At 71.9% G+C, this 22,021-nt stretch carries 24 protein-coding genes and 2 tRNA genes; 18 read left to right on the forward strand and 8 right to left on the reverse strand.

Annotated features, from left to right (window positions below):
• Nucleotides 1-18 precede the first annotated feature (18 nt).
• From H030_RS0123690 to H030_RS0123705, 4 genes are read left to right on the forward strand one after another with little or no spacing between them, the layout of a single operon-like run.
• Nucleotides 19-387 carry a hypothetical protein gene (locus tag H030_RS0123690; protein WP_027007960.1) on the forward strand — a complete coding sequence of 123 codons (369 nt, stop codon included), beginning with the start codon at nucleotides 19-21 and terminating at the stop codon, nucleotides 385-387.
• Entirely contained in the window at nucleotides 388-1,068 is a 681-nt protein-coding gene (locus H030_RS0123695; RefSeq protein WP_027007961.1) for a metal-dependent hydrolase, read from the forward strand. It abuts the gene before it with no gap.
• The gene (locus H030_RS0123700) at nucleotides 1,065-1,340 is read left to right on the forward strand and encodes an Lrp/AsnC family transcriptional regulator (RefSeq protein WP_027007962.1); all 276 of its coding nucleotides are present in this window, start codon (nucleotides 1,065-1,067) and stop codon (nucleotides 1,338-1,340) included. Before H030_RS0123695 ends, H030_RS0123700 begins: the two co-directional genes overlap by 4 nt.
• Nucleotides 1,337-1,924: a hypothetical protein gene (locus H030_RS0123705; protein WP_027007963.1), complete on the forward strand. Its 588-nt coding sequence runs from the start codon at nucleotides 1,337-1,339 to the stop codon at nucleotides 1,922-1,924. The genes H030_RS0123700 and H030_RS0123705 overlap by 4 nt, the downstream gene beginning before the upstream one ends.
• Nucleotides 1,925-1,934: 10 nt before the next feature.
• On the opposite strand, the gene H030_RS40525 is transcribed toward H030_RS0123705, so the two are convergent.
• Nucleotides 1,935-2,405, reverse strand: coding sequence for a type II secretion system protein (locus H030_RS40525; protein ID WP_051223544.1), 471 nt, complete (start codon nucleotides 2,403-2,405; stop codon nucleotides 1,935-1,937).
• Between the two features lie 46 nt (nucleotides 2,406-2,451).
• Entirely contained in the window at nucleotides 2,452-2,955 is a 504-nt protein-coding gene (gene lspA, locus H030_RS39855; RefSeq protein ID WP_051223545.1) for a signal peptidase II, read from the reverse strand.
• 54 nt (nucleotides 2,956-3,009) lie between these two features.
• Here lspA and H030_RS39860 point away from each other — a divergent pair, with 54 nt between their 5' ends.
• On the forward strand, nucleotides 3,010-3,660 hold the full coding sequence (locus H030_RS39860) for a hypothetical protein (protein WP_027007964.1): 651 nt from the start codon (nucleotides 3,010-3,012) through the stop codon (nucleotides 3,658-3,660).
• Nucleotides 3,661-3,709: 49 nt separating this feature from the next.
• Nucleotides 3,710-4,060 (forward strand): tRNA-binding protein, encoded by a 351-nt coding sequence (locus tag H030_RS0123725; RefSeq protein WP_035129362.1) that lies wholly within the window; start codon nucleotides 3,710-3,712, stop codon nucleotides 4,058-4,060.
• Between the two features lie 6 nt (nucleotides 4,061-4,066).
• On the opposite strand, the gene H030_RS37800 is transcribed toward H030_RS0123725, so the two are convergent.
• Nucleotides 4,067-5,674 carry an RNA polymerase sigma factor gene (locus tag H030_RS37800; RefSeq protein WP_051223547.1) on the reverse strand — a complete coding sequence of 536 codons (1,608 nt, stop codon included), beginning with the start codon at nucleotides 5,672-5,674 and terminating at the stop codon, nucleotides 4,067-4,069.
• Between the two features lie 115 nt (nucleotides 5,675-5,789).
• On the opposite strand from H030_RS37800, the gene H030_RS0123735 reads away from it, so the two are divergent.
• From H030_RS0123735 to H030_RS0123745, 3 genes are all read left to right on the forward strand, one after another.
• A tRNA-Leu gene (locus H030_RS0123735) sits at nucleotides 5,790-5,874 on the forward strand.
• 88 nt (nucleotides 5,875-5,962) lie between these two features.
• On the forward strand, nucleotides 5,963-8,353 hold the full coding sequence (locus tag H030_RS0123740; RefSeq protein ID WP_027007966.1) for a choice-of-anchor A family protein: 2,391 nt from the start codon (nucleotides 5,963-5,965) through the stop codon (nucleotides 8,351-8,353).
• A gap of 12 nt (nucleotides 8,354-8,365) precedes the next feature.
• Nucleotides 8,366-8,653 carry a DUF167 domain-containing protein gene (locus tag H030_RS0123745; protein WP_027007967.1) on the forward strand — a complete coding sequence of 96 codons (288 nt, stop codon included), beginning with the start codon at nucleotides 8,366-8,368 and terminating at the stop codon, nucleotides 8,651-8,653.
• A gap of 3 nt (nucleotides 8,654-8,656) precedes the next feature.
• Here H030_RS0123745 and H030_RS34700 read toward each other — a convergent pair whose 3' ends face one another.
• Nucleotides 8,657-9,388 (reverse strand): winged helix-turn-helix transcriptional regulator, encoded by a 732-nt coding sequence (locus H030_RS34700; RefSeq protein WP_081691094.1) that lies wholly within the window; start codon nucleotides 9,386-9,388, stop codon nucleotides 8,657-8,659.
• Nucleotides 9,389-9,621: 233 nt separating this feature from the next.
• Here H030_RS34700 and H030_RS37805 point away from each other — a divergent pair, with 233 nt between their 5' ends.
• Nucleotides 9,622-11,163, forward strand: coding sequence for an adenylate/guanylate cyclase domain-containing protein (locus H030_RS37805; protein ID WP_051223550.1), 1,542 nt, complete (start codon nucleotides 9,622-9,624; stop codon nucleotides 11,161-11,163).
• A 41-nt stretch (nucleotides 11,164-11,204) separates the two neighbouring features.
• Here the strand turns inward: H030_RS37805 and H030_RS0123760 are convergent, their stop codons facing one another.
• Nucleotides 11,205-11,399: a hypothetical protein gene (locus H030_RS0123760; protein WP_027007968.1), complete on the reverse strand. Its 195-nt coding sequence runs from the start codon at nucleotides 11,397-11,399 to the stop codon at nucleotides 11,205-11,207.
• Between the two features lie 163 nt (nucleotides 11,400-11,562).
• Between H030_RS0123760 and H030_RS0123765 the strand changes: the two genes are divergently transcribed.
• On the forward strand, nucleotides 11,563-13,209 hold the full coding sequence (locus H030_RS0123765; RefSeq protein WP_027007969.1) for an acetolactate synthase: 1,647 nt from the start codon (nucleotides 11,563-11,565) through the stop codon (nucleotides 13,207-13,209).
• Between the two features lie 553 nt (nucleotides 13,210-13,762).
• Here H030_RS0123765 and H030_RS0123770 read toward each other — a convergent pair.
• Together H030_RS0123770 and H030_RS0123775 are read right to left on the reverse strand one after the other, a co-directional pair.
• Nucleotides 13,763-14,692: a phosphatase gene (locus tag H030_RS0123770; protein WP_027007970.1), complete on the reverse strand. Its 930-nt coding sequence runs from the start codon at nucleotides 14,690-14,692 to the stop codon at nucleotides 13,763-13,765.
• Nucleotides 14,693-14,705: 13 nt separating this feature from the next.
• Nucleotides 14,706-15,629 carry an NAD(P)-dependent oxidoreductase gene (locus H030_RS0123775; RefSeq protein ID WP_027007971.1) on the reverse strand — a complete coding sequence of 308 codons (924 nt, stop codon included), beginning with the start codon at nucleotides 15,627-15,629 and terminating at the stop codon, nucleotides 14,706-14,708.
• Nucleotides 15,630-15,670: 41 nt separating this feature from the next.
• Here H030_RS0123775 and H030_RS0123780 point away from each other — a divergent pair, with 41 nt between their 5' ends.
• From H030_RS0123780 to H030_RS0123790, 3 genes are all read left to right on the forward strand, one after another.
• Entirely contained in the window at nucleotides 15,671-15,973 is a 303-nt protein-coding gene (locus tag H030_RS0123780; RefSeq protein ID WP_027007972.1) for a hypothetical protein, read from the forward strand.
• Between the two features lie 55 nt (nucleotides 15,974-16,028).
• Nucleotides 16,029-16,102, forward strand: a tRNA-Met gene (locus H030_RS0123785).
• 246 nt (nucleotides 16,103-16,348) lie between these two features.
• On the forward strand, nucleotides 16,349-16,741 hold the full coding sequence (locus tag H030_RS0123790) for a hypothetical protein (RefSeq protein ID WP_027007973.1): 393 nt from the start codon (nucleotides 16,349-16,351) through the stop codon (nucleotides 16,739-16,741).
• Nucleotides 16,742-16,768: 27 nt separating this feature from the next.
• On the opposite strand, the gene H030_RS0123795 is transcribed toward H030_RS0123790, so the two are convergent.
• Nucleotides 16,769-17,902 (reverse strand): HoxN/HupN/NixA family nickel/cobalt transporter, encoded by a 1,134-nt coding sequence (locus tag H030_RS0123795; RefSeq protein ID WP_196809252.1) that lies wholly within the window; start codon nucleotides 17,900-17,902, stop codon nucleotides 16,769-16,771.
• 155 nt (nucleotides 17,903-18,057) lie between these two features.
• Here H030_RS0123795 and H030_RS0123800 point away from each other — a divergent pair, with 155 nt between their 5' ends.
• Genes H030_RS0123800 through H030_RS0123815 form a run of 4 tightly spaced genes read left to right on the forward strand, consistent with a single transcriptional unit; the run spans nucleotide 18,058 to nucleotide 22,003 of the window.
• On the forward strand, nucleotides 18,058-18,606 hold the full coding sequence (locus H030_RS0123800; protein ID WP_051223552.1) for a hypothetical protein: 549 nt from the start codon (nucleotides 18,058-18,060) through the stop codon (nucleotides 18,604-18,606).
• Nucleotides 18,607-18,609: 3 nt separating this feature from the next.
• A complete protein-coding gene (locus H030_RS0123805; RefSeq protein WP_027007976.1) occupies nucleotides 18,610-19,743 on the forward strand; it encodes a DUF4331 family protein in 1,134 nt (377 codons plus the stop codon).
• Between the two features lie 20 nt (nucleotides 19,744-19,763).
• Nucleotides 19,764-21,107, forward strand: a complete 1,344-nt coding sequence (locus H030_RS0123810) for a Dyp-type peroxidase (RefSeq protein ID WP_027007977.1) — start codon at nucleotides 19,764-19,766, stop codon at nucleotides 21,105-21,107.
• Nucleotides 21,104-22,003, forward strand: a complete 900-nt coding sequence (locus tag H030_RS0123815; protein WP_051223554.1) for an enoyl-CoA hydratase/isomerase family protein — start codon at nucleotides 21,104-21,106, stop codon at nucleotides 22,001-22,003. Before H030_RS0123810 ends, H030_RS0123815 begins: the two co-directional genes overlap by 4 nt.
• Nucleotides 22,004-22,021: the final 18 nt, after the last annotated feature.

Genomic DNA, 22,021 nt, shown 5'->3' on the forward strand with positions numbered 1-22,021 from the left:
CGCGCTAGGGTGGGCTGCGTGCCCGCCCGTCGCTTCACCGCCGAGCAGGTCGACGCCGCGGTCGCGGCCCTGAGCAGCGATCCCGAGCGGTTCGTCCACTCCCAGGAGATCGTCACCCACGCCGCCCCTGGGCTGCAGCGCGTCATGAACGAGGCGCTCGACGCGGGCGGCTGGTTCGGCGAGGCCCACGAGGCGCAGCTGACCGGCGTCGCCGCCGCGCCCGAGGACGAGCGCCTGTCCGCGCTGCGCGTCCTGATCGCCGAGGAGACGCGCCTGAGCATGCTCGTCGGCGTCGCGGTCGGGCTGGAGCTGGCGCGGGAGCTGTACGACCCCGAGACGCCGTTGACCGACACCCTCAACAAGTCCGAGCAGCAGGAGAGCAGCTAGATGCCGAAGATCACCTTCCTGGGTCACGCCGCGTTCTCGATCGAGCACGACGGCAGGACCGTCCTGATCGACCCGTTCCTGACCGGGAACCCGAAGGCCGCCGCCAAGGCCGACGAGGTCGCCGCCGACGCGATCTTCCTCACGCACGGCCACGGCGACCACCTCGGCGACACCGTCGACATCGCCAAGCGCACCGGCGCGACGGTCGTCGCGATCGTCGAGCTGGCCGACGAGCTGAGCAAGTCGGTGGACAACGTCAAGGACCCCAACATCGGCGGCACCGTCGACCTCGGTTGGGTCTCCGTCCGCCTGACGCCGGCCTGGCACACGGGCACGTCACCGTCCGGGACGGCCTCGACGCCCGCGGGCCTCGTGATCGAGATCGGTGGCAAGCGGATCTACCACCTCGGCGACACCGGCCTGTTCTCGGATCTGGCGCTGCCGTCGAAGCGTGGCCACATCGACGTCGCGATCGTCCCAATCGGCGGCCACTACACGATGGACCGCTTCGACGCCGTGGTCGCGGCCGACTTCCTGAAGGCCGACCAGATCATCCCGTGCCACTACGACACGTTCCCGCCGATCGAGACCGACGCCGAGGCCTACAAGAAGGACGTGCAGGACGCCGGGTACGCCGAGGTCATCGTGCTGGAGCCGGGCGCCGCGCACGACGTGCGATGACCACCGCCGTCGTCCTGATCCAGGCGGACCGCGACGTCCTGACCACGCTCGGCGGCTCGATCGCCGAGCTGGACGGCGTCGCGGAGGCCTACTCCGTGACCGGTGAGTGGGACTTCGTGGCGATCGTGCGCGTGCCGCGGCACGAGCAGCTGGCCGAGGTCATCTCGGGCAGGCTCGTGCAGCTGGACGGCGTGAACCGGACGCAGACGATGGTCGCCTTCGAGGTGTTCTCCGAGCACGACCTCGAGGCGATGTTCTCGATCGGGCAGTGAGGGGCGCGGCGGCAGCGGCCGCGGCGCTCGCGCTCGCCGCGGCGGCCGGTGGCGTCGCGGCGTGCGGCGGGTCGGGCAACGACGCGGCGACGACCGCGGTGCAGGCGCCGGCGAGAACCGGCGCGGTGCCGACGACGACGACCGAGCAGCCGCTCGTCACCGGGACGGTCACGACGAAGGACAACAGCGTCACGGTCACGACGACGCCGCCGACCGCCACGACCGGCGTGCCGGTCCCGGACAAGAGGACGGGCACGACCACGACCGGCGAGTCCGGCCAGGGTGGGGCGGGGGACGAGGAGGCGATCCGGACGCCCGTCGCGCTGACCGCGCGCCCCGGCGCGCTCTCGCCGACGACCGTGACGATCCCCGCGTTCCTGGCGCTGACGGTCACCGTCACGTCGAGCGGCCCCGCCGAGACCGTCACGATCGACGCGCCCGGCGGCGGGACGCTCAGCGTGCCGGCCGGCGGCAAGGCCTCCAAGTCGCTGACCGGCCTCAGGCCCGGCGACTACCCGGTGACGACCGGGAGCGGCGGCAGGACCGTCCTGCACGTCGTCAACGGCGGCGACCCCGGGCCCTAGGCCCGGCGGCTCACCAGCTGCCGACCGACGAGTACCCCGGGAACGTGACGCCCGGGATCGCCCTGCTGCAGCCCGCGCTGCCGCCCGGCGAGCACAGCCGGCGCACGCCGGTCGTGTCGCGGTAGTAGGCGAACCACGCGCCGTTCCTGCGCGCCCGGACGCCGACGACGAACGACGTCTTGTCCGGGTTGGTGCTCGCCGTCCCGCTGACCAGCAGCCGGCTCTCGTTCTGCGCCTCCTTCAGCGACGCCTCCTGCGCGACCAGCGACGCCGTGGTCGCGCCGGTGTAGCCGTTGCCGTCGTTGTCGATCCCGTAGCTCTCGACCGCCCTCAGCGCGACCTCCGCACCGGACTTCGCGTCCGCCGCGCGCGCCTTGGCGCTCTGGCCCAGGAAGCTCGGAATCGCGATCGCCGCGAGGATCCCGATGATCAGCACGACCACCAGGATCTCGATGAGCGTGAACCCTTCGTCTCGCCGCATGGCCCAACCGATCGACCGGTTTGCGGGATCTTGAAGGGCGGCGGTCTTAACGCTGTAAGGGCGCGGACGCCGCGGCCTGCGTCTGGGCGCGGTGTTGCGCGCGGTCGCCGCGCCAGACGAGCACCAGCAGGATCACGATCCCGAGCGTGATCGCCTGGTCGGCGAGGTTCATCGGGCCGGAGTGGCCGCGGACGATCCAGTCGGTCACGGCGCCGGAGGTGAGGCGGTCCAGGAGGTTGGAGAGCCCGCCGCCGAGGACCATCCCGACCGGCAGCCACGCCAGGCCGCCGCGCGGGGCCAGGCGCGTCGCGATCCACAGCAGGCCGACGAGCGCGACGGCCGAGACGGCGATGATCAGCGCGGTGCTCTGACCCGCCAGCAGGCCACCGGCGATCCCCGAGTTGCGGGCGTTGACCAAGTGCAAGGTGTTGGTCCCGATCACTTGGACGTCCTCGCCCGGCGCGATCCGGTCGCGGACGACGGCCTTGGCGAGCTGGTCGATCGCGACGACTGCGATCGTCACCAGTCCCGCGCGCCGTGCGTAGCCCATGCGGACACGGTAGTGCGGCCGGCACGCGGCGCGGGCGCCTAGACTGCAGCGTCGATGTCCGTCGTCCGTCCCGAGTTCGGCCCGACCCTGCCCGAGCTGCTCGGGCCGCGGATCCGCGCCTGGCCGCGCCCCGCCCGGATCGCGCTGGCGGCCGTCGCGGCGCTCGTCGTCCTGCTGCTGCTCTACGCGGTCTTCAAGCCCGAGGGGGCGACCGCGAGGAAGCGCGCGGTGATCGTCCGGACGCCGGTCGCGTTCAACTTCGTCTACCGCCGCCCGTTCGCCAAGGAGCAGCCGCAGGGCAGGGAGACCGCGCGCGTGGGGTCGCAGACCCAGACGTTCGCGGTCAGGCCGCTGCAGCTGCCCGCCTACCAGGGCGACGCCGCCGGCTTCCTGCCGCTCTACGCCGCGCAGCAGGAGGCGGCGATGGCCAAGCAGTACCCGGACTTCGTGTGGCGCGACGACGGCCGCGCGAACATCAACAAGCAGCAGGGCTTCGAGATCGTCTTCCAGTTCCGCGGCGACGACGGCAAGACCGTCTACGGGCGCCGGATCTTCCTGCTGCCCAACGTGACGTCCCGCACCGGCGCCGACATCCTCGTCACCGCGCCGCGCTCGCCCGCGATCGTGCACGCCGACGACGTCGGCCACAACGGCGGCCTCAAGACGGCGCTGCGCTCGTTCCGGTTCGGCACGGAGCGCCCGTGAGGCTCGCGCGACGAGCGCCGAGCTCGTTCCGGTTCGGCTCGGAGCGCCCGTGAGCGACGACGGCGCCGCGCCGGAGATCACCTTCGACGACTTCGCGAAGGTCGACATCCGCGTCGGCCGGATCGTTGCGGTCGAGGACTTCCCGGAGGCGCGCAAACCCGCCTGGAAGCTGCGGATCGACTTCGGGCCGCAGCTCGGCGAGAAGCGCTCGTCGGCGCAGATCAAGAACTACTCGCGCGAGCAGCTCGAAGGCCGGCTGGTCCTGGCCGTCGTGAACTTCCCGCCGCGCCAGATCGGCCCGGTGCGCTCGGAGGTCCTGACGCTCGGGACGTACTCGGGCGACGTCGTGCTGCTGGTCGACCCGGGCGCCGACGCGCAGCCGGGCGACCGCCTCGGCTAGCGCGCGCTAGTTCGCCGGCGTCGTCGAGGACGACGAGGGGTCGCCGTCGCTCGGCGTCGTGCTCGACGGCTCGCTCGGCGTGGTGGTGCTCGCCGGCGGCGTGGTGGTGGAGGGCGACGTGCCGTCGGCCGGCGGCGCCGGGTCGGCGGCGGTCGGCTCGGAGGTGGTGGTCGTCGGGTCCGACGGAGGGGCGGTGGTCGTCGCGGGCTGCCCGGCGGTCGACGGCTGCGGGTCGGCGGCCGGGGCCGGCTGCGCGGGCGCCGGGGTGGCGGGCGCGGGCGTCATCGGCGCGGCGGCGGTCTGCGACTGGTCGGGCAGGCGCGTGTCGTCGTAGCCCTCCTGCGTGCCGCCGGGCGTGGCGGTCGACGGCGGCAGTGCGGCGGTCGCGGTGTTCTGCTCGGTCGCGGTGGTCGTCCCGGCCGGCTGCGCGGTCGAGGCGGCAGTGCCCGAGCCGGAGCCGTGGCCGCCCGGACCGCCCTTGCCCGCGGCCGCGTGACCGGCGGTGCCCTGCGGCGCGCTCGAGACGGCGGTCGGCGCGGGCGCGGCGGCCGGCGGCGCGGCGGCGACGGCCTTCGGGGCGGCGCTCACCTGCGCGGCAGCGGCCGAGGCCCCGGCGAAGCGGTGCTGCTTGACGTGGTCGACCTCGACCGCGCCGGTCGTGACGAGCGCGACCGCCGCGAGCCCCGCGGCGGCCTTCGTCGCGACGGCGCCGACGCCGGCGCTCAGCGCGCCGCCCGTCGTCATGCCGCCCGCGGCGACCGTGCCGGTCGCGGCGGCGCCGCCACCGGCGCTCGCACCCGCGACGCCGCTGGCGCCCTGGGCGAGCAGGAACTTCTTGAAGACCAGCAGCGGGCCGATCGGCAACACGGCGGCGAGCGCCTTGTTGTTGGCCTTGAGCTGCTTCTTGAACGACCCGCAGCGCTGGCAGCCGCGGACGTGGCGGCGGACCGGCGCGCTGATCGACTCCAGGCCCTCGGCCCACATGCCCAGCTCGTCGCGGACCTCGACGCACGTCAGCTTGCGCGCCTCGGCGGCCTCGGCCAGCGATACCCGCGCCCGGACGAGCAGCGACTTCACCGACGGGACCGTGGTCTCCATCGCCTCGGCGATCTGCTCGTAGGAGAGCGCGTCGATCTCGCGCAGCAGCAGCGCGGTGCGCTGCGTCTCGGCCAGCGTCTGGACGTCGGCGACGAGCTCGCGGAACTCCTCGCGGTCGTGGACCTTGTCCGCGGTGCTCGTGCCGTTCTCGGCGAGGTGGACGTCCATCGAGTCCACGCCGATCGCCGTCTGCTTGCGCAGGTGGTTCAGGCAGCGGTTGCGCGCGATCCGGTACAGCCACGGCCGCACGTTGATCGGCCGGTCGTCGGCGAGCATCGCGTTGAACGCGGCGGCGAAGACCTCCTGCAGGACGTCCTCGGCGTCCTCGCGCGATGCCAGCATGTGGCGGCAGAACGCGAGCAGCCGCGCCTGGTAGCGCGCGACCAGCGCCTCGTAGGCCGCCTGGTTGCCCTTGCGCGTGAGCGCGACCAGGCGCTCGTCGCCCTGCAGGCGCAGCAGCGGCGTCGGGCCCCGGAGTCCGGAGGCGCCATGGAGTTTGAGAGCAGAGACTTCCACGCGTGGGTTCCCACGGGCCTTTCCATGCCCGTTGCTCATGAAACCGGCGGCGGGCAGGGAAGTTGCGGGTTCGCCGAGTGTAGGAAGCCCCGGATAAGGTCCAGATGAAGACCGCGCCCGGGTGGTGAAACTGGTCAGACACGGCCGGCTTAAACCCGGCTGCCCTTGCGGGCATGAGGGTTCGAGTCCCTCCCCGGGCATGCGTGACGGATGTTGGCGCGCGGACGATCGCGCGTCCCCCTGCCCGGGTGGTCTCCGCTCACCCGCCACGGGTGCACGCTGCGTTGCATGCGGAAGCTCGTCGTGGGGTTGGTCGCGCTGGTGGTCGTCGCGCTCGGCGGCGGGGTCGCCAATGCTCAGGAATGTGGGACGATCGGGAACGCGAAGGACTTCGACGTCTTCGTGCACGGCGACTACGACGTCAGCAACACGCAGGTCCAGGGGCGGGTGGCGGTCGGCGGCAACGCGCGCGTCGCGACCGGCGGCGGATACGGCGTCGGCACGCAGCTCGCGCCCGACCCGAGCCGCGTCGACCTGCTCGTTGGCGGCACGCTGACGGTCGGCGGCGCCGGTGCCCAGGCGCACAACGGGTCGGTCACCTACGGCAGGCCGCCGCTGACCGGCTCGATCGCGACGCCCCACGGGACGACGTCCCAGAAGGCGCCGCCGTTCTCGTTCGACACCTCGTTCACCGACCTCGCCGCGGCGTCGCAGGCGCTCAGCGGCCTGAGGACCAACGGCACGTGGTCGATCACGCCGTGGTACGCGCTCACGTTCACCTCCACCAACGCCACGCGCGCGGTCTTCACGATCAGCGCCAACGAGCTGCAGCAGGCCCAGCAGGTGATCTTCGCCGTCCCGCCGAGCGCGACCGTGATCGTCAACGTCACCGGCGCCGCCTTCTCGTCGGCGACCCACCCGATGACCTCGATGTCGGGCGTGTCCGCGGGCAGGTTGCTGTGGAACTTCCAGCTGGCGACGCGCGTCCAGATCGGCCCGTCGATCCAGTGGCTCGGCTCGATCCTGGCGCCGCAGGCCGCGGTCACGTTCACCAACGGCCAGCTGCTCGGTCAGGTGATCGCCGCCTCCTACAGCGGCGACGGCACGGTCATCCGCACGCCCTTCGGCGGCTGCCTGCCGCCCGCGCCGACCCACGACCTGCTCGCCACCGCGCTGTGCCGCAACCCGCTCAGCGACGCGACGTCGGTCCGGGTCACGAACACCGCGACGCACGCGATCGACGTCACGTGGTCGGACGCCGACAGCGCCCAGGGCGGGCCGCTCACGCTCCCGGCCCGGACCGACACCTACTTCGACGTCCTCGACGGGGCGACCCCGCACCACATCACGATCAGGTCGGCGACCGAGTCGGTCTCGGTGACGACCGCGACGCGGGCGTGCGCGGGCAGGATCCTCGTGAGCAAGGTCGTGACCGGCGACGGCACGCCGCCCACCGGCCCGTGGCAGGTCGTCGTCACCGGCGACAACGGCGACACCTACAGGGCCAACGTCAACGCCGGCCAGACCGTCACGTTCGACGTCCCCGGCGACTACGAGGCGGGCACGGTCGGGATCGGCCAGGTCGTCGGCGGCTTCAAGTACTCCGTGACCGAGCCGGACCCGCGCGGCGCGATCGCGACCGTCAGCCAGTCGCCGGTGACGATCCTCGACGGGACGCAGGAGAGCGTCGTGATCGGCAACCACTACGACGCGACGTCCGGCGGCGGTGGCGAGGAAGGCGGCGGCGGCGAGGAGGGCGGCGGTGGCGGCGAGGGCGGCCAGGGCGGTGGGGGCGGCGTCGTCGACCCGCCGCTGCCCGGCCCGGGCGACGAGGTCATCCAGCCCTCGCAGCCGACGCTCCCGCCCGGCGCGCCCGCGCCGGCGCCCGGCCCGGGCCTGGTCGCCGGGGCGTCGACCGACGCCGCCGACCTGGCGGTCACCCAGCGCGTCACGCCGCCGAGGACCGTCGTCGGCGCGATCGAGCTGTCGATCACGACGATCCGCAACGTCGGGACGCGCGCGGCCAACGCGGTCGTCGTGCGCGAGATCCCGCAGGCCGACCCGGCGCATCCCAACCGCATCGTCGAGCTCGTGTCGGTCGACGCGGGGACCTTCAGGTGCACGGGCAGGCGGCCGGTGCAGTGCCAGCTCGGGACGCTGCAGCCGGGCGCCAAGGTCACGATCGTCGCCAAGGGTGAGATGTTGAAGCCCGGGTCCTACAAGTCGGTCGTGATGGCCTCCAGCCCGACGCCGGAGAGCAACCTCACCAACAACATCGGGTCGGACGGCGTGGTCGTGCACGCGGCCGAGCCGCCGCTGCGCGTGAGCGTCCGGTCGCCGCGCACGGTCCACGCCGGCGACCGGGTCGACTACCGCGTGGCGGTGCACGCGCCGAGGAAGGGCGTCGACGCCGTGCGGCTCTGCCACCGCCCGGCGCGCGGGTTGTTGGTGATGTCGGCGCCCGGCACGCAGCGCGTCGGCGCCCGCCTCTGCCTCGACATATCGCACTTGAAGTCCGGGACGACGCGGTCGTTCACCGTGCACGCCGTCGCCTCGGCGCAGTACGCCGGGCGCCGTGTGCTCCTGCCGGCCGCCGCCGACTCGCCGGAGCGCGTCCGTGCGGTCCGGGCGGCCGCGGTCACCGCGATCGTCGACGAGGAGCCGAGCGGGCTGGGCTAGGCTCGCCCGCTCGTGCCCGCCGACGACGACCAGCACGCCGACCTCGCCGTCCGCCTGACCCCGCGCGCGGACCGCGACCGGCTGCTCGCGGGCGACCCGCTGCGGGCGCGCGTCACCGCGCCGCCGGTCGGCGGCGCCGCGAACATGGCCCTGACCAAGTTGGTGGCCAAGGCGCTGGGCGTCCCGAAGTCGCGCGTCAGCGTCGTCCGCGGGCACACGGCCCGGGACAAGCTCGTGCGCGTCGACGGCCTCTCCGCCGCCGACGCACAGAAGCGTCTGTCGAGGTTGCGCGACCGCTAGGCGCTACGCGACGGGCGCCTCGCGCACGGCGAGCGGCGCCAGTGCGTCCAGGATCGAGTCGGCGAACTCGCGATCGCCGGTGATCTCCAGCTCGGTGCGCGACGCGTCGGGCCCGAGGGCCTCGATCCACGCACGCTCCGGTCCCGAGATCCGGGCGTCGGCCTCGGGGGCCGAGCGCTCGGCCAGCTCCACGCGCCCGTGGCGCGAGGTCAGGACGTAGCGCTTCATGTCGCCCGCGCGGCGGACGACCGTCACCTCGACCATGCCGTCGACCGACTCCGGGAGCGTGATGCCCGGCACCGTGCGCAGGATCGCGCCGATGTCGACGGCCTCGTCGGGTCTCGGCGGACTCCACGCCCAGCGGGCGCCCCATCGGGCAAGAGCGCCGACGACGGGCAGGAGGTCACGGGCGCGCTCGGTCAGCTCGTAGTCCACGCGTGGCGGTACCTCGCGGTAGCGCTGGCGGGTGAGCAGGCCGTCGGCGACCATGCGGTTCAGCCGCGAACGCAGCTGCTCCGTGGAGATGCCTGGCAGGACGCGTTGCAGTTCGACGAAGCGCCGGGGACCGGCGACGAGGTCGCGGACGATCAACAACGTCCACTTGTCGCCGACGAGATCGAGAGCGCGAGCGTCAGGCGCCCACTGGTTATAGGGGTGCCGCTTGGGGGGTGGAACGGAGGGAATGGCTGCCTCCCTTGAGACCGCGATAGACGGAACGGACCCCTCAGCCAACAACCATGGTACCCACGTCCGCGTGCAGACGCGCTGTTTTTCGGCGGACGTGGACGTGCGTTCGAGTCACACATAGGAATCGCACCAACGAAACGGCTTTCGCGAAATTCCTGAAAGGTGCAAATTGCTCATACATGATGCTCTTTGCACCTCGGATGAGACCAATGTGACACTTGCACTCCGGCGTGCTGGCGTACAGACGTTCGGTTCGTCACCCTGTGGGTGTGCAGCGCGCCATGCTCACCTGGTCCTTCCGCCGCTTCGGGGCACGCTACCCGCGCCTCGCGATCGCGCTGTGGTTCCAGGTCGCGCACCTGATCGTCGCCGGCGGCGTGCTGCTGCTCGACCTGTACGTGGACCTGACCAGGACGCAGCTCGTGACGATCTTCGTCGTCGCCGAGCTCGCCGTGCTGGTCGAGAACGCGGCAGCGATCGGGATCGTCTGGCGCCTGCTCGCGCCCGCCGACCCGTGGCTGCGCGGCGACCGCAACCCGCGCACGGCGTTGAAGGCGTGGCGCGCGCTGGCCGGCGCGCCGCTGGCGTTCGTGCGCTGGGGCCGGGCGGTGCCGTTCCTGGTCAACGTCATCCCGATCAGCGTCTTCCTGGTCTACGAGCTGGACGCCGAGCTGTGGCCGGCGTTCTTCCCGCTCGCGGCGGGCGTCGCGGTGGTGCTGCTCTACGGCGTGTTCCTGCGCTTCTTCGGCCTGGAGCTGGTGCTGCGCCCCGTGCTCGAGGAGGTCTCGCGCGACCTGCCGGACGGGCCCGGCGTGGCGAGCGTGAGCGTCCCGCTGAAGTGGAAGCTGCTGATCGCGCTGCCGGCGATCAACATCATCTCGGGCGTGACCGTCGTCGGCCTGGCCTCGCCGGACACCGCGGGGCTCAAGCAGCTCGGCTTCGGCGTGCTCGTGACGATCGGCGTGTCGTTCACGGTCTCGCTCGAGTTGTCGTTGTTGCTGCTGCGCTCGATCCTGCAGCCGCTCGACGACCTCCAGCACGGGACCGCGCGCGTCGCCGCGGGCGACCTGACCGCGCGCGTGCCCGTCCTCGGGACCGACGAGACCGGCCGGCTGGCGGGCTCGTTCAACACGATGGTGTCGGGGCTGCAGGAGCGCGAGCGCCTGCGCGAGGCGTTCGGCGCGTTCGTCGACCCGGACGTCGCCGAGCGTGTGATGGCGGAGGGGCACGTGCTGGAGGGCCAGGAGGCCGACGTGACCGTGCTGTTCCTGGACATCCGCGGCTTCACGGCGTTCGCCGAGCGCGAGGGCGCGCGCGAGGCGGTCGCGCGGCTGAATGACCTGTACGAGTTGATCGTCCCGGTGCTGGTGAGGCACGGCGGGCACGCCAACAAGTTCATCGGTGACGGGCTGCTGGCGGTCTTCGGCGCGCCGGAGAGGCTCGACGACCACGCCGACCGGGCGGTCGCGGCGGCGCTGGAGATCGTCACGCGCGCCCGCGCGCGTTACGGCGAGCGCTTGCGCTTGGGGATCGGTCTGAACTCCGGACCGGTCGTGGCCGGCACGATCGGTGGCGGCGGGCGCGTCGAGTTCACCGTCATCGGCGACGCGGTCAACACCGCGGCGCGGGTGGAGGAGGCGACGCGCATCACCGGCGACGACATCCTGCTCACCGAGGCGACGCGCGTCCTGCTGCGCGCTGACCACGGCGGCTTCGTCGGCCGCGGCGACGCGGAGTTGAAGGGCAAGCGCGAGCGCGTGCACCTCCATGCGCCGCTGTCCGGCGCGGCGCAAGGCCGCGCCGTTCAGCTGCGCGCGATCTAGCCGTTCGCGCCGGGAACCACGCCCTCTGGGCGGGGTTTCCCCTAGACGTTGACCAGGCCCGCGAGGATCTGCTCGTCGAAGACGTCTTCCTCGTGGCCCAGATGCAGTGTCGCGGCGGGCGCGAGCATCGGGTAGGTCGCGTCCTGCTCGGCCGTGAGGGCCGCAAAGCGACGGGTCGGCAGGCTCGTGTCCTGCGCGGGGATGTCCGGCAGGTCCTTCTCGAAGCGGGCGTCCATGGTGATGGGCGGCTCCTCTCTCCTCGGGTGCCTTACGCCTATTCGTTGTACTCCTCTCGCGGCGAGGCGCAAGCGCGGTTGTGCGACCAGACGCCCGGGTGGGGGGTGCGTTGGAGGTTTCCTATGAACGCGAGCCGGGATCGCGGGTGCATCATGTCGGTCTATGAGCGTTGAGACCGATACCGAGACCCGCGTCCACGGCGGGCGGCTGATCGCGCGGCGGCTGAAGGCGCACGGCGTCACGAAGCTGTTCACGCTGAGCGGCGGCCACATCTTCTCGATCTACGACGGCTGCCGGGCCGAGGGGATCGACATCGTCGACACGCGCCACGAGCAGGCCGCGACGTTCGCCGCCGAGGGCTGGGCGAAGGTGACGCGCACGCCGGGTGTCGCGGCGCTGACCGCGGGGCCGGGCGTGACCAACGGGATGAGCGCGATCGCGTCGGCCCAGCAGAGCGCCTCGCCGATCATGGTGCTCGGCGGCCGCGCGCCGGCGCTGCGCTGGGGGATGGGCTCGCTGCAGGAGATCGACCACGTCCCGTTCGTCGCGCCGCTGACGAAGCTGGCGAAGACCGCGGGGTCGCCGGACGAGATCGCCGGGCTGGTCGACGAGGCGCTGGCGACGTCGATGGCGCCGCACTCGGGCCCGACGTTCCTGGACTTCCCGATGGACCACGTGTTCAGCGAGGGCAGCGAGGGCGGGGCCGACGGTGTCCTGCACGACGTCCTGGCCGAGCCGATCGCGCCGGGCGACGTTGACAAGGTGATCGCCTTGCTCGACGCCGCGGAGCGCCCGGTGATCATGGCGGGCACGAACCTCTACTGGGGCCGCGGCGAGCACGCGCTGCGGGCGCTGGCCGAGGCGCGTGGGATCCCGGTCTACCTCAACGGCCAGGCGCGCGGCTGCCTGCCCGCCGACCACGACCTCTTCTTCTCGCGCGCGCGAGGCGACGGCCTGAAGGGCGCGGACCTCGCGCTGGTCATCGGCGTCCCGATGGACTTCCGGCTCGGCTTCGGGGGCTCGTTCGGCGAGGACACCAAGTTGGTCGTCATCGACCGCGCCGAGCCGGTCCGGGCGCACCCGCGGCCGGTCGAGGTCTCGCTGTACGGCGGGATCGACGCGACGCTGCGCGCTTTGGTCGGCGATGGCTCGGGGGCGGCGCGCACCACCGACTGGGTCGCGCACCTGCGCGGCAAGGAGACCGAGAAGCGCGAGGCCGAGCGCGCAGAGCTCGACGACGGCCGCTCGCCGCTGCACCCGATGCGCCTGTACCGCGAGCTCGGCGAGGTCCTGGACCGCAACGCGATCGTGATCGGCGACGGCGGCGACTTCGTCTCCTACGCCGGGCGCGTGATCGACACCTACGAGCCGGGCTGCTGGCTCGATCCGGGCCCGTTCGGCTGCCTCGGCACCGGCCCGGGCTACGCGCTGGCCGCCAAGCTCGCGCACCCGGACCGTCAGGTCGTCCTGCTCGTCGGCGACGGCGCGTTCGGGTTCTCCGGCATGGAGTTCGACACGCTCGCGCGCCACGGCGTCAACGTCGTCGCGGTGATGGGCAACAACGGGATCTGGGCGCTGGAGAAGCACCCGATGGAGTTCCTGTACGGGTACTCGGTCGCCGCCGAGCTGACGCCGGAGACACGCTACGACCAGATGGTCGAGGCGCTCGGCGGCCACGGCGAGCTGGTCCGGACGCCGGAGGACGTCAGGCCGGCGATCGCGCGGGCGTTCGAGAGCGGCAGGCCGGCGCTCGTGAACGTGCTCACGGACCCCGACGTCGTCTACCCGCGCAAGTCGAACCTGGCCTAAGGCGTACTCGCGCGTACTGCTTTGGTGCGGTGTCCCTCCGATCGGCGGGGCACCGTGCCTAGGCAAGCCCGTTCGACTCCTTTCCGGCAGGAAGGATCGGCGGTCTTTCCGGTGCGTCTACACCCAGAAAGTCGGAAGCCGCCCAAACGGGCGGCTTCCAAACTCGGCCCCGACAGGACGGGCAGGGGTACGTGCCATGCGGGGGCCTGATTGTGTTGGCCCGAGCGGCGGGAGGCGCCGATTCGATGCGGCTTCGCTCGGACCTTTGCGTCGGGACGGCGAACGAACGAGCCTGTTCGGCACGTACATCCCGTTGCCCGACAGCAGGCAGTATCTGACGGGTCCGGAGGGGCGGCAATCAGACACCCGTCCAGGCAGGTTCCGAGAAGTGGGGATGCGAGGTACAACCCCACGGCGGCAGTAACGGGAGGTGGGGCTTCGGCCTTGCTCGACCCAAGTCGCTGAAGCGGCCGGGGCGGGCGTGTTCCTCAGCCCTCGCCCGTCCCGCCGCATCAAGTGGTGACGCGTGCTCGGGGGAGCAGCATCACGAGCATCACGACGCGGTGGCGGCGGCCCGGTCCAGCGCCGCCCCGCGGAGGATGTCGTGCTCGGAGACCTCGACCTCGGAGAGGTCGAAGGTGCGCATCGCCTCGATCAGGAGGATGACGCCGGCGACGATCGCCTCGGCGCGGTCGGGGTGCAGGCCGGTGACGTGGCGGCGCTCTTCGGTGGTGAGCTGGGCGAGTCGGGCCAGCAGCATCTCGGCCTGCGCGCGGAGGAGGCGGAAGCCGTGGACCTTCGCGGGGTCGTAGGGGTCGAGCTCCTGGAGGATCGCGGCACAGGACGTGGCGGTGCCGGCGACGGCGATGCCCTTGGAGACGCGGGCGCGCTCCGATGCGGGCACGGAGGTCGTGAAGATCTCGTGGGTCTCCTGCTGGAGGAGCTGGAGCTCTTCTGGTCTCGGCGGATCGCTCTTGAGGAAGCGCTCCGTCTGGCGCACGACGCCGGCCTGGGTGGAGACGTGGAAGTGGACGCTTGGGCCCTGGCCGACGACCAGCTCGGTCGAGCCGCCGCCGACGTCGATGACGACGGTGGGCTCGTTGCCGGCGGGGCGGTCGGAGGTGGCGCCGAGGTAGGTGAGGCGCGCCTCCTCGTCGCCGGTGATCGTGCGGGCGTTGATGTTGTAGGTGTCGTTGAGGCGGGTGGTGAACTCGCTGCCGTTGCGCGCGTCGCGGACAGCGGAGGTCAGGACGCCGGTGACGGCGTCGACGTTGTTGTCGTCGATGACCGCGCGGTACTCCGCGACGGCCTTCTCGACGCGCGCCATCGCCTCGTCGGCGAGCAGGCCGCTGTGGTCGACGCCCTGGCCGAGGCGGGTGACGGTGGTCCGGCGGTCGATCTCGGCGCTGATCGCGCCGTCCTCGACGTCCGCGATGTAGAGGCGGGTGGAATTGGTCCCGACGTCGATGACCGCGATGCGCATGGCGTGGCCGAGCCTACTTCGCGGGGTGGGGGAGCGGGCGGCCGTCGAGGCCGGCGAGGAGGTTGTCGACGGCGAGCGCGGTCATCTTGGCGCGGGCGGTGTGGGTGGCGGAGCCGATGTGGGGGAGGACCAGGAGGTTGGGCGCTGCGAGCAGCGGGTCGTCGGGCGGGAGCGGCTCCGGGTCGGTGACGTCGAGCGCGGCCGCTTGGAGGTGGCCGCTGTGGAGCGCGTTCGCCAGCGCGGCCTGGTCGACGAGGCCGCCGCGGCCGGTGTTGACGAGGATCGCACCGGGCTTCGTCGCTGCGAGTGCCGTGGCGTCGATCATGTGGCGCGTCTGCGGGGTGAGCGGCGCGTGGAGCGAGACGAAGTCGGCTTGTTGTAGGGCTTGGTGGAGGTCGTCGTCGCGGCCGACGGCCAACACCTTCATGTCGAACCCTTCCGCGCGCCTCGCGACGGCGCTGCCGATCCGCCCTGCGCCGCCGACGATCGCGATCGTCTGGCCGGCGACATCCGCGCCGAGCCAGCCCTGCGTCTCGAACGTGCGCCAGCGCCCGTCCTTGACGGCGGCCGCGGCCTCGGGGAGGCGGCGCGCGGCGGCGAGCAGAAGCGCGAACGCCAAGTCCGCCGTCGCATCCGTCAGGACATCCGGGGTGACGCCGACCGCGATGCTGCGCGCGGCGGTCGCGTCCATGTCGATGTTGTCGAACCCGATCGCGTAGTTGGCAATCACCTTGAGTCGGGGTGCGGCATCGAGCAGCGCCTGGTCGACGCGCTCCGTGAGCGTCGTCAGCAGGCCTTCCGTGTCGGCCACCGCATCCCGCAGCTCGGTCGGATGCGGCGGCAGGTTGCCCGGCCACACGGTCACCGCGTGCCCCGCCTCCTCGAGCTTCCCGAGGGCATCGCCTTCGAGCCTGCGCGCCACGAACACATCAGCCATCTGCGCGACCCTACGCCAGGTGAGCCCTAGGCTTCGCGCCGATGTTCGTGGCCACCGCCCGCACCGGGGACCCCCAAGCACCGGAGATCATCCCCTCCGACCACTGCATCGCCCGCTACCGCGAACGCAGCCCCGTGCGCAGTGCCGGCCTCGACGCCGTCGTGCACGGCCTCATCGCCATCCTCGAGGACGCGACGATCATGTCCTACCCGCCCGCGTGGGCGGTGAGCGACCGCCCCGCGCCCCTCTGGGCCATCTCCGGCGACCTCGCCTTCCCGCTGGCGCGGACCCCACAACCAGGCCGCTGGCTCGCGGTGACCTGCCTCCGCAAGACCCGCCGGTAACCCACCCGACACACCCCGCCGCAACCGTTCACACCCGCTATACTTCTCCGTCCGCCGCGGGGTGGAGCAGTCTGGTAGCTCGTCGGGCTCATAACCCGAAGGTCGCAGGTTCGAATCCTGCCCCCGCTACTCAACAAAAGGTCCGCTTTTGCGGGCCTTTTGTCGTTCTGCAGCGACTGCTTAAGTCGCGGAAAACGCGGTGGGGCAATAAATGGGGCAATAACCGTATTGCCCCATGCGATCGCGCCGACCGCAGGCGGCGCTAGGTTCGCCGCCCGCTGGACTGGCACACCGCCGCCAGCTCGGCGGGCCTGTCTGAAAAGCGCCCCGCGCCGCGTCAACGGCCGGGGGCATGGCCCAAGGAGCTGACACTCCATGAGCACCTTCTCGCCCGGCCTGACCAACACGACCCAGTCCACGGCGTTCAACGCCACCGACACGCTCTCGACATGCTTGTCGCTCGCCGATCCGACCACGGGGACCTACAGCTGCACCGCGCAGCAGGCGCCGGCCGGCAGCACCGGGACGGCCACGTTCACGTGGGCCGACAGCACCACGAGCACCTTCAGCTACACCGACGTCAACGGCGCCCTGCTGGTCGGCGGGTCCTACGTCGACACCTTGACGGGCACGATGACCAGCGGGAAGTTCGCCGGCGCCACCGTCACCGAGGTGATCGTCGATCCAACGCTGTCGGTGCTGCAGTGCCTGACCACCGGCGTCTCCGACCTCACCGGCGTCGCGACCCTGACGGTCACCGGCATCTAGACGCTGCCCCCCGCACCCCAGGACGCGTCAGGCGACCTTCGCGTCGGTCAGGTGCGCCGTCCAGCGCTCCTCGATGTGCCCGAAGCGCCAGACGGCGAGCGCGACGGCCCAGGTGACGATGAAGAGCACGACGATGAGGTAGCCGATCAGGTTGATGTCCAAGCCGTCGATCCAGTCGAAGAACGCACCGGTGAGCGTGAGCTTGTCGGCGAGCACCTGGATCAGCTCGATGGTCCCGATGAGCAGCGCGACCATGACCGACAACCCCGTGATGGTGATGTTGTAATACACCTTGCGCACGGGCCGCGAGAAGGCCCAGCCGTAGGCGAAGTTCATCAACGCCCCGTCGATGGTGTCCAGCAGCGACATGCCGGCGGCGAAGAGGACCGGCAGGCAGAGGATCGCGTAGAACGGCAGGCCGCTCGTCGTCGCCGCGCCGGCCGTGGCCAGGAGCGCGATCTCGGTGGCGGTGTCGAAGCCCAGGCCGAAGAGGACGCCCACGGGGTACATCTGCCAGGGCTGCCTGACCGCTCGCGTCGCGCGGCCCAGGAAGCGGTTCATGAAGCCGCGTGAGTCGAGCTGGTGCTCGAGCCGGCGCTCGTCGTAGTCACCGTGGCGCATGCGCCGGAACACGCGCACGATGCCGGCGAGCGCCGCGAGGTTGATCAGGCCGACGAGGAACAGGAACGAGCCCGACACGGTCGGGCCGATCACCCCGGTGGCCTGGTGCAACGCGGAGTCGTCGGCGGCGACGTCGCCGCCGAGGCCGCGCACGCCGACCGCGAACAGCGCTGCGAGCGCGAAGACGATCGTCGAATGCCCGAGCGAGAAGAAGAACCCGACGCTCAGCGGCCGCTGGCCTTCGGTCATCAGCTTGCGTGTGGTGTTGTCGATCGCGCCGATGTGGTCGGCGTCGAACGCGTGGCGCAGACCCAAGGTGTAGGCCGTGATCCCGACGCCGATCCCGAACGCGCCGCTGCCCGCGCCGAGGTCAAGGTGGTGGGGGACCACGAAGACGACCAGCAGGCCGAACCCGACGACGTGCAGCGCGAGGATCGCGAACGCGAGCACGGCGGCGCGCCGCCACTCGGCGGGCGTCAGCGCACCGGCGGTCCGGCGCAGGCACGAGGCTCCGGGCACGCCCGCGCTGCCAGCGCTCATTGATCGGCTCCTTGGTTCGGTGTGGCCCCGGTCTCACGCCGGGCCTCGCGGACCTATGCCCCACGAGCGGCTCGACGCTACCGGCCTGCGGTGACTCGCGCGATCACCCGTTCGGGATGATGCGCGGCCACCCCGGCGTGGAGACACTTGAGGACATGGCAACAACTGCGCAAGGGACGCCCGAGCACGGGGTCAGCGTCGGACCGACGAGCGAGTTCAGCCTGTTCTTCCGCGTCAAGCCCGGGGACGGTCCGGGGCTGCGGACGGCGCTCGGCGACCTGCAGAAGACACCCGGCTACCGGCCGGGGGACTACGGGATGGCGATCTCGTCGATCCACGAGGCGCGGTTCGTGCTGTTCGACGACGACACGCAGCTGGCGTTCATCACCAGCTTCGACGGCCCGTGGGACGCCTACATGGAGGACTTCTTCATGTCGGGGCCGACGCTCGCGCTCTTCGACGCTATCTTCCGCCACACGGAGGGCTACGACGGCCTTCCGGACCTGGCTGCGGTGAAGCGCTTCGTCTTCGGCGCACAGCAGACCGCGACCGCCTACGCGCGCAACTACGGCGGCACCGTGAAGGAGCTGCGCAAGGCGCAGCGCGTCAACGCCGCCTTCCAGCAGGTGCTCGACCACCCGGACGCCGCCGCTGCGCTGCAGCACCCGGCGCTCAAGCCGCTGCTCGAAGAGGCCGCGGACTAGTCGATGTCCGACCACATCTCCGGGCCGCGGGCGCTGTCGGATCCGATCGCCGACATCACCGACGTGTACGCCTTCCCGAGCCCCGAGCGCCCGGACCGCCTCGTGCTCGTCATGAACACGCTCCCGTTCGCCAAGCCGTCGAGCGCACTGTCTGAAGGGCTGATCTACCGCTTTCGGCTGCGGCCCCTCACCCCGAACGGGTCCGGGGACGGCGCGCCGTTCACGCCGAGCGACGACGAGCTCGTGTTCGACTGCGTGTTCGCCGTGCACGTGCACACCGACGGCCTCTGGGGCTTCGAGCAGGAGGGCACGTGCACCACGCCGGACGGGGAGACCGTCGCGTTCCGCGTCAACGATCCGGCCAGCGCCGAGGAGCACGGTGTCCGGGTCTTCGCAGGGTCGCGATGGGACCCGTTCATCATGGACGCCCCCGCCGCGCTGAAGACCGTCGCGACGGGGGAGATGGCGTTCACCGACCCGTCGTCGATCTACCTCGACGGCAAGAACGTCCTCGGCCTGGTCGTGGAGCTCGACATGGCCCTGCTCGGCGGCGCGACGATGGTGGCCGTCGTCGCCGAGACCGTCACCCGGGGCGTGTTCCACGTCCGGATCGAGCGCGTCGGCCGTCCCGAGGTCAAGAACATGATGTTGGGCCCGAAGCAGTTCGACCCCGTCAACCGCGACCTCGAGATCCGCGATCTCTACAACAGCGAGGACGTCTTCGACCTCCAGGACGACTACGTCGGCGCCTACCGCGCTCGGCTCGACGCCAACCTCGCCTTCTGGGACGGCCTCGACGGGAAGGCCGACTGGACGCTGGGCGAGGGTGGCCGCCATCCGCTGACCGAGGTGGTGCTCGCCGACTACCTCGTCGTCGACGTGACCAAGCCCTACGTCGAGCAGGGGTCGTACCTGGAGATCGAGCTCGCGGCGCTGCGGGGCGATGCCCACGCGACGTGCGGCGGACGGACGCTCAACGACGACGTGGTCGACACGATGTTCACGCAGCTCATCAACGCCGGCACCGGGCCCGTGATCCGCGACGGCGTCGACCGCTCGTCGCGCCCCGGCACCCGCACGTTCCCGTACCTGGCCGAGCCCAACCCGGATCCGCCCCAGCCCCCCGGGCACCTCTGAACGATGGTGGACCTGCGGCCATGACGGCGACCGAGGGCATCCGCCTCGAGCTCGACGACATCCAGAGCGGCGCGCTGCACGAGCGCCCGTCGCCCTACGTCGGCGCCTACCTCCTGCTGCGCATCGACGATCGCGCCGCGGGGCGCGAGCTGGTCCGGCGACTGCTGCGCATCGTCGACTCGGGCCGCCCGTCGGAGGATCCCGCGCGCGACGCGTGGATCACCGCGGCCTTCACCTACCAGGGCCTCAAGGCGCTCGGCGTGCCGCAGGCGTCGCTGGACAGCTTCGCGCCCGAGTTCCGGCAGGGCATGGCCGCCCGCGCCGCCGAGCTGGGCGACGTGGGGGAGAGCAGTCCTGAGCATTGGGAGAAGCCGCTCGGCTCGCCCGACGTCCACGTCGCGTTGGCGGCCCTGTCCCCCGACGCCGCGCGGCTGGAGGCCGTGGTCGACCGGGCCGATCGCGCCCAGGAGGAGCTCGCCGGCGTCGAGGTGATCTGGCGCCAGGACTGCTACCAGCTGCCGACCGGTCGGACGTCCTTCGGGTTCAAGGACGGGATCGGCCAGCCGGCGGTCGAGGGCAGCGGCCGGCCGTCCTCCAACCCGCACGAGCGACCGCTCAAGGCGGGGGAGATCATCCTCGGCTACCCGGATGAGTCGGGCGAGCTGCCGCCGATGCCGACCCCGGACGTGCTCGGCCGCAACGGCACGTACATCGTCTTCCGCAAGCTGCACACGCGGGTGGCGGCCTACCGCCAGTACCTGCGCGCCAAGAGCGCGAGCCGCGAGGACGAGGCGCTGCTCGGGGCCAAGATGGTCGGCCGCTGGCAGAGCGGCGCGCCGCTCGCGGTGACGCCCGAGCACGACGACCCAGGGCTCGGCGCCGACGCGCAGCGACACAACGACTTCGCCTACGGCGACGATCCGCGCGGCCTCAAGTGCCCGCTCGGCGCCCACGCGCGCCGCGCCAACCCGCGCGACGCGTTCGACGGCGACGGCGCGGTCGACGTGCGCCTGCACCGGATGATCCGGCGCGGCACCAGCTACGGGCCGATGCTGCCCGAGGGCGTGCTCGAGGACGACGGCGCCGACCGCGGCATCGTCTTCGTGTTCGCTGGCGCGCACCTCGGGCGCCAGTTCGAGTTCGTCAAGACCCAGTGGTTGAACGACGGCATCTTCATCGGCGCCCCGGCGGAGAAGGATCCGCTGGTCGGCCCGAACGACGGCACCGGGACGTTCACCGTGCCCGCGCGCCCGATCCGCCGGCGGCTGCAGGACCTGCCGCCGTTCGTCGTCACCCGCGGCGGTGAGTACTGCTTCGTGCCGAGCCTGAGCGCGATGCGCTGGCTCTCGGAGCTGGAGTCATGAGCGGTCCCGACCTACAGGAGGAGCACGACGTGGCCACCAACCCGCCCACCACCGACCGGTGGAAGACGCTCGACTTCGGCCCACCGCCGGACGGCGTCGAGGAGCCCGACTCCCCGGTCCTCCTCGACTACCTCGACGACGGCCGGGTCGCGCTGATCACGCTCAACCGGCCCAACGCCGACAACGCGATCACCACCGAGATGGGGGCGAGCCTGACCGAGGTCGTCGAGACGATCGCCGTCCAGACCGCCGTCCGCGCCGTGATCCTCACCGGTGCCGGCGAGCGGGCGTTCTCGGTCGGCAGCGACCTGCGCCAGCGCAAGAGCATGACCAAGGAGGACTGGCTGCGCCAGCGCCAGGCCTTCGACCGGACCCTCTACACGGTCCGCCAGCTGCGCAAGCCGATCCTCGCCGCCGTCAACGGGACCGCCTACGGCGGCGGCTGCGAGCTGGCCCAGAGCACCGACTTCATCATCGCCTCGGAGAACGCGACGTTCGGGCAGCCGGAGGCGATGCTCGGCCTCGCCGCGGGCGGCGGCTCGCCGGCGCTGCTCCCGCGGCTGCTGCCGCGGGGCCGGGCCCTGCAGATGCTCATGACCGGCGACCCGATCAGCGCGCAGGAGGCACACCGCCTCGGCATGGTCAACGAGCTCCATCCGCAGGACGAGCTCCTGGACGCGGCGCGGCGGATCGCGGCCAGGATCGCCGGCAATTCGCCGACGGCGGTTCAGGCCGTCAAGCGCGCCGTCCAGCTCGGCGAGGGCCAGCCGACCGAGCAGGCGATCGCCACCATGATGGACATGCACTGGCGGTCCGCCGTCCATCCGGATCGCGTCGAGGGCATCGGTGCGTTCAACGAGGGCCGCGACCCCACCTTCCTAGACGCCGACTTCTGATGATCCACGAGGAGGCCC

It is taken from the genome of Conexibacter woesei Iso977N (genome assembly GCF_000424625.1).
In the GTDB taxonomy this organism is placed as follows: Bacteria; Actinomycetota; Thermoleophilia; order Solirubrobacterales; family Solirubrobacteraceae; genus Baekduia; species Baekduia woesei_A.

What these genes read in the sequence shown, in the direction of transcription:
- H030_RS0123695 (WP_027007961.1), top strand. Translation starts at nt 388, where the DNA reads ATGCCGAAGATCACCTTCCTGGGTCACGCCGCGTTCTCGATCGAGCAC.
- H030_RS0123700 (WP_027007962.1), top strand. Translation starts at nt 1,065, where the DNA reads ATGACCACCGCCGTCGTCCTGATCCAGGCGGACCGCGACGTCCTGACC.
- H030_RS40525 (WP_051223544.1), bottom strand. Translation starts at nt 2,405, where the DNA reads ATGCGGCGAGACGAAGGGTTCACGCTCATCGAGATCCTGGTGGTCGTG.
- lspA (WP_051223545.1), bottom strand. Translation starts at nt 2,955, where the DNA reads ATGGGCTACGCACGGCGCGCGGGACTGGTGACGATCGCAGTCGTCGCG.
- H030_RS39860 (WP_027007964.1), top strand. Translation starts at nt 3,010, where the DNA reads ATGTCCGTCGTCCGTCCCGAGTTCGGCCCGACCCTGCCCGAGCTGCTC.
- H030_RS0123740 (WP_027007966.1), top strand. Translation starts at nt 5,963, where the DNA reads ATGCGGAAGCTCGTCGTGGGGTTGGTCGCGCTGGTGGTCGTCGCGCTC.
- H030_RS37805 (WP_051223550.1), top strand. Translation starts at nt 9,622, where the DNA reads ATGCTCACCTGGTCCTTCCGCCGCTTCGGGGCACGCTACCCGCGCCTC.
- H030_RS0123760 (WP_027007968.1), bottom strand. Translation starts at nt 11,399, where the DNA reads ATGGACGCCCGCTTCGAGAAGGACCTGCCGGACATCCCCGCGCAGGAC.
- H030_RS0123765 (WP_027007969.1), top strand. Translation starts at nt 11,563, where the DNA reads ATGAGCGTTGAGACCGATACCGAGACCCGCGTCCACGGCGGGCGGCTG.
- H030_RS0123770 (WP_027007970.1), bottom strand. Translation starts at nt 14,692, where the DNA reads ATGCGCATCGCGGTCATCGACGTCGGGACCAATTCCACCCGCCTCTAC.
- H030_RS0123775 (WP_027007971.1), bottom strand. Translation starts at nt 15,629, where the DNA reads ATGGCTGATGTGTTCGTGGCGCGCAGGCTCGAAGGCGATGCCCTCGGG.
- H030_RS0123780 (WP_027007972.1), top strand. Translation starts at nt 15,671, where the DNA reads ATGTTCGTGGCCACCGCCCGCACCGGGGACCCCCAAGCACCGGAGATC.
- H030_RS0123790 (WP_027007973.1), top strand. Translation starts at nt 16,349, where the DNA reads ATGAGCACCTTCTCGCCCGGCCTGACCAACACGACCCAGTCCACGGCG.
- H030_RS0123795 (WP_196809252.1), bottom strand. Translation starts at nt 17,902, where the DNA reads ATGAGCGCTGGCAGCGCGGGCGTGCCCGGAGCCTCGTGCCTGCGCCGG.
- H030_RS0123800 (WP_051223552.1), top strand. Translation starts at nt 18,058, where the DNA reads ATGGCAACAACTGCGCAAGGGACGCCCGAGCACGGGGTCAGCGTCGGA.
- H030_RS0123805 (WP_027007976.1), top strand. Translation starts at nt 18,610, where the DNA reads ATGTCCGACCACATCTCCGGGCCGCGGGCGCTGTCGGATCCGATCGCC.
- H030_RS0123810 (WP_027007977.1), top strand. Translation starts at nt 19,764, where the DNA reads ATGACGGCGACCGAGGGCATCCGCCTCGAGCTCGACGACATCCAGAGC.
- H030_RS0123815 (WP_051223554.1), top strand. Translation starts at nt 21,104, where the DNA reads ATGAGCGGTCCCGACCTACAGGAGGAGCACGACGTGGCCACCAACCCG.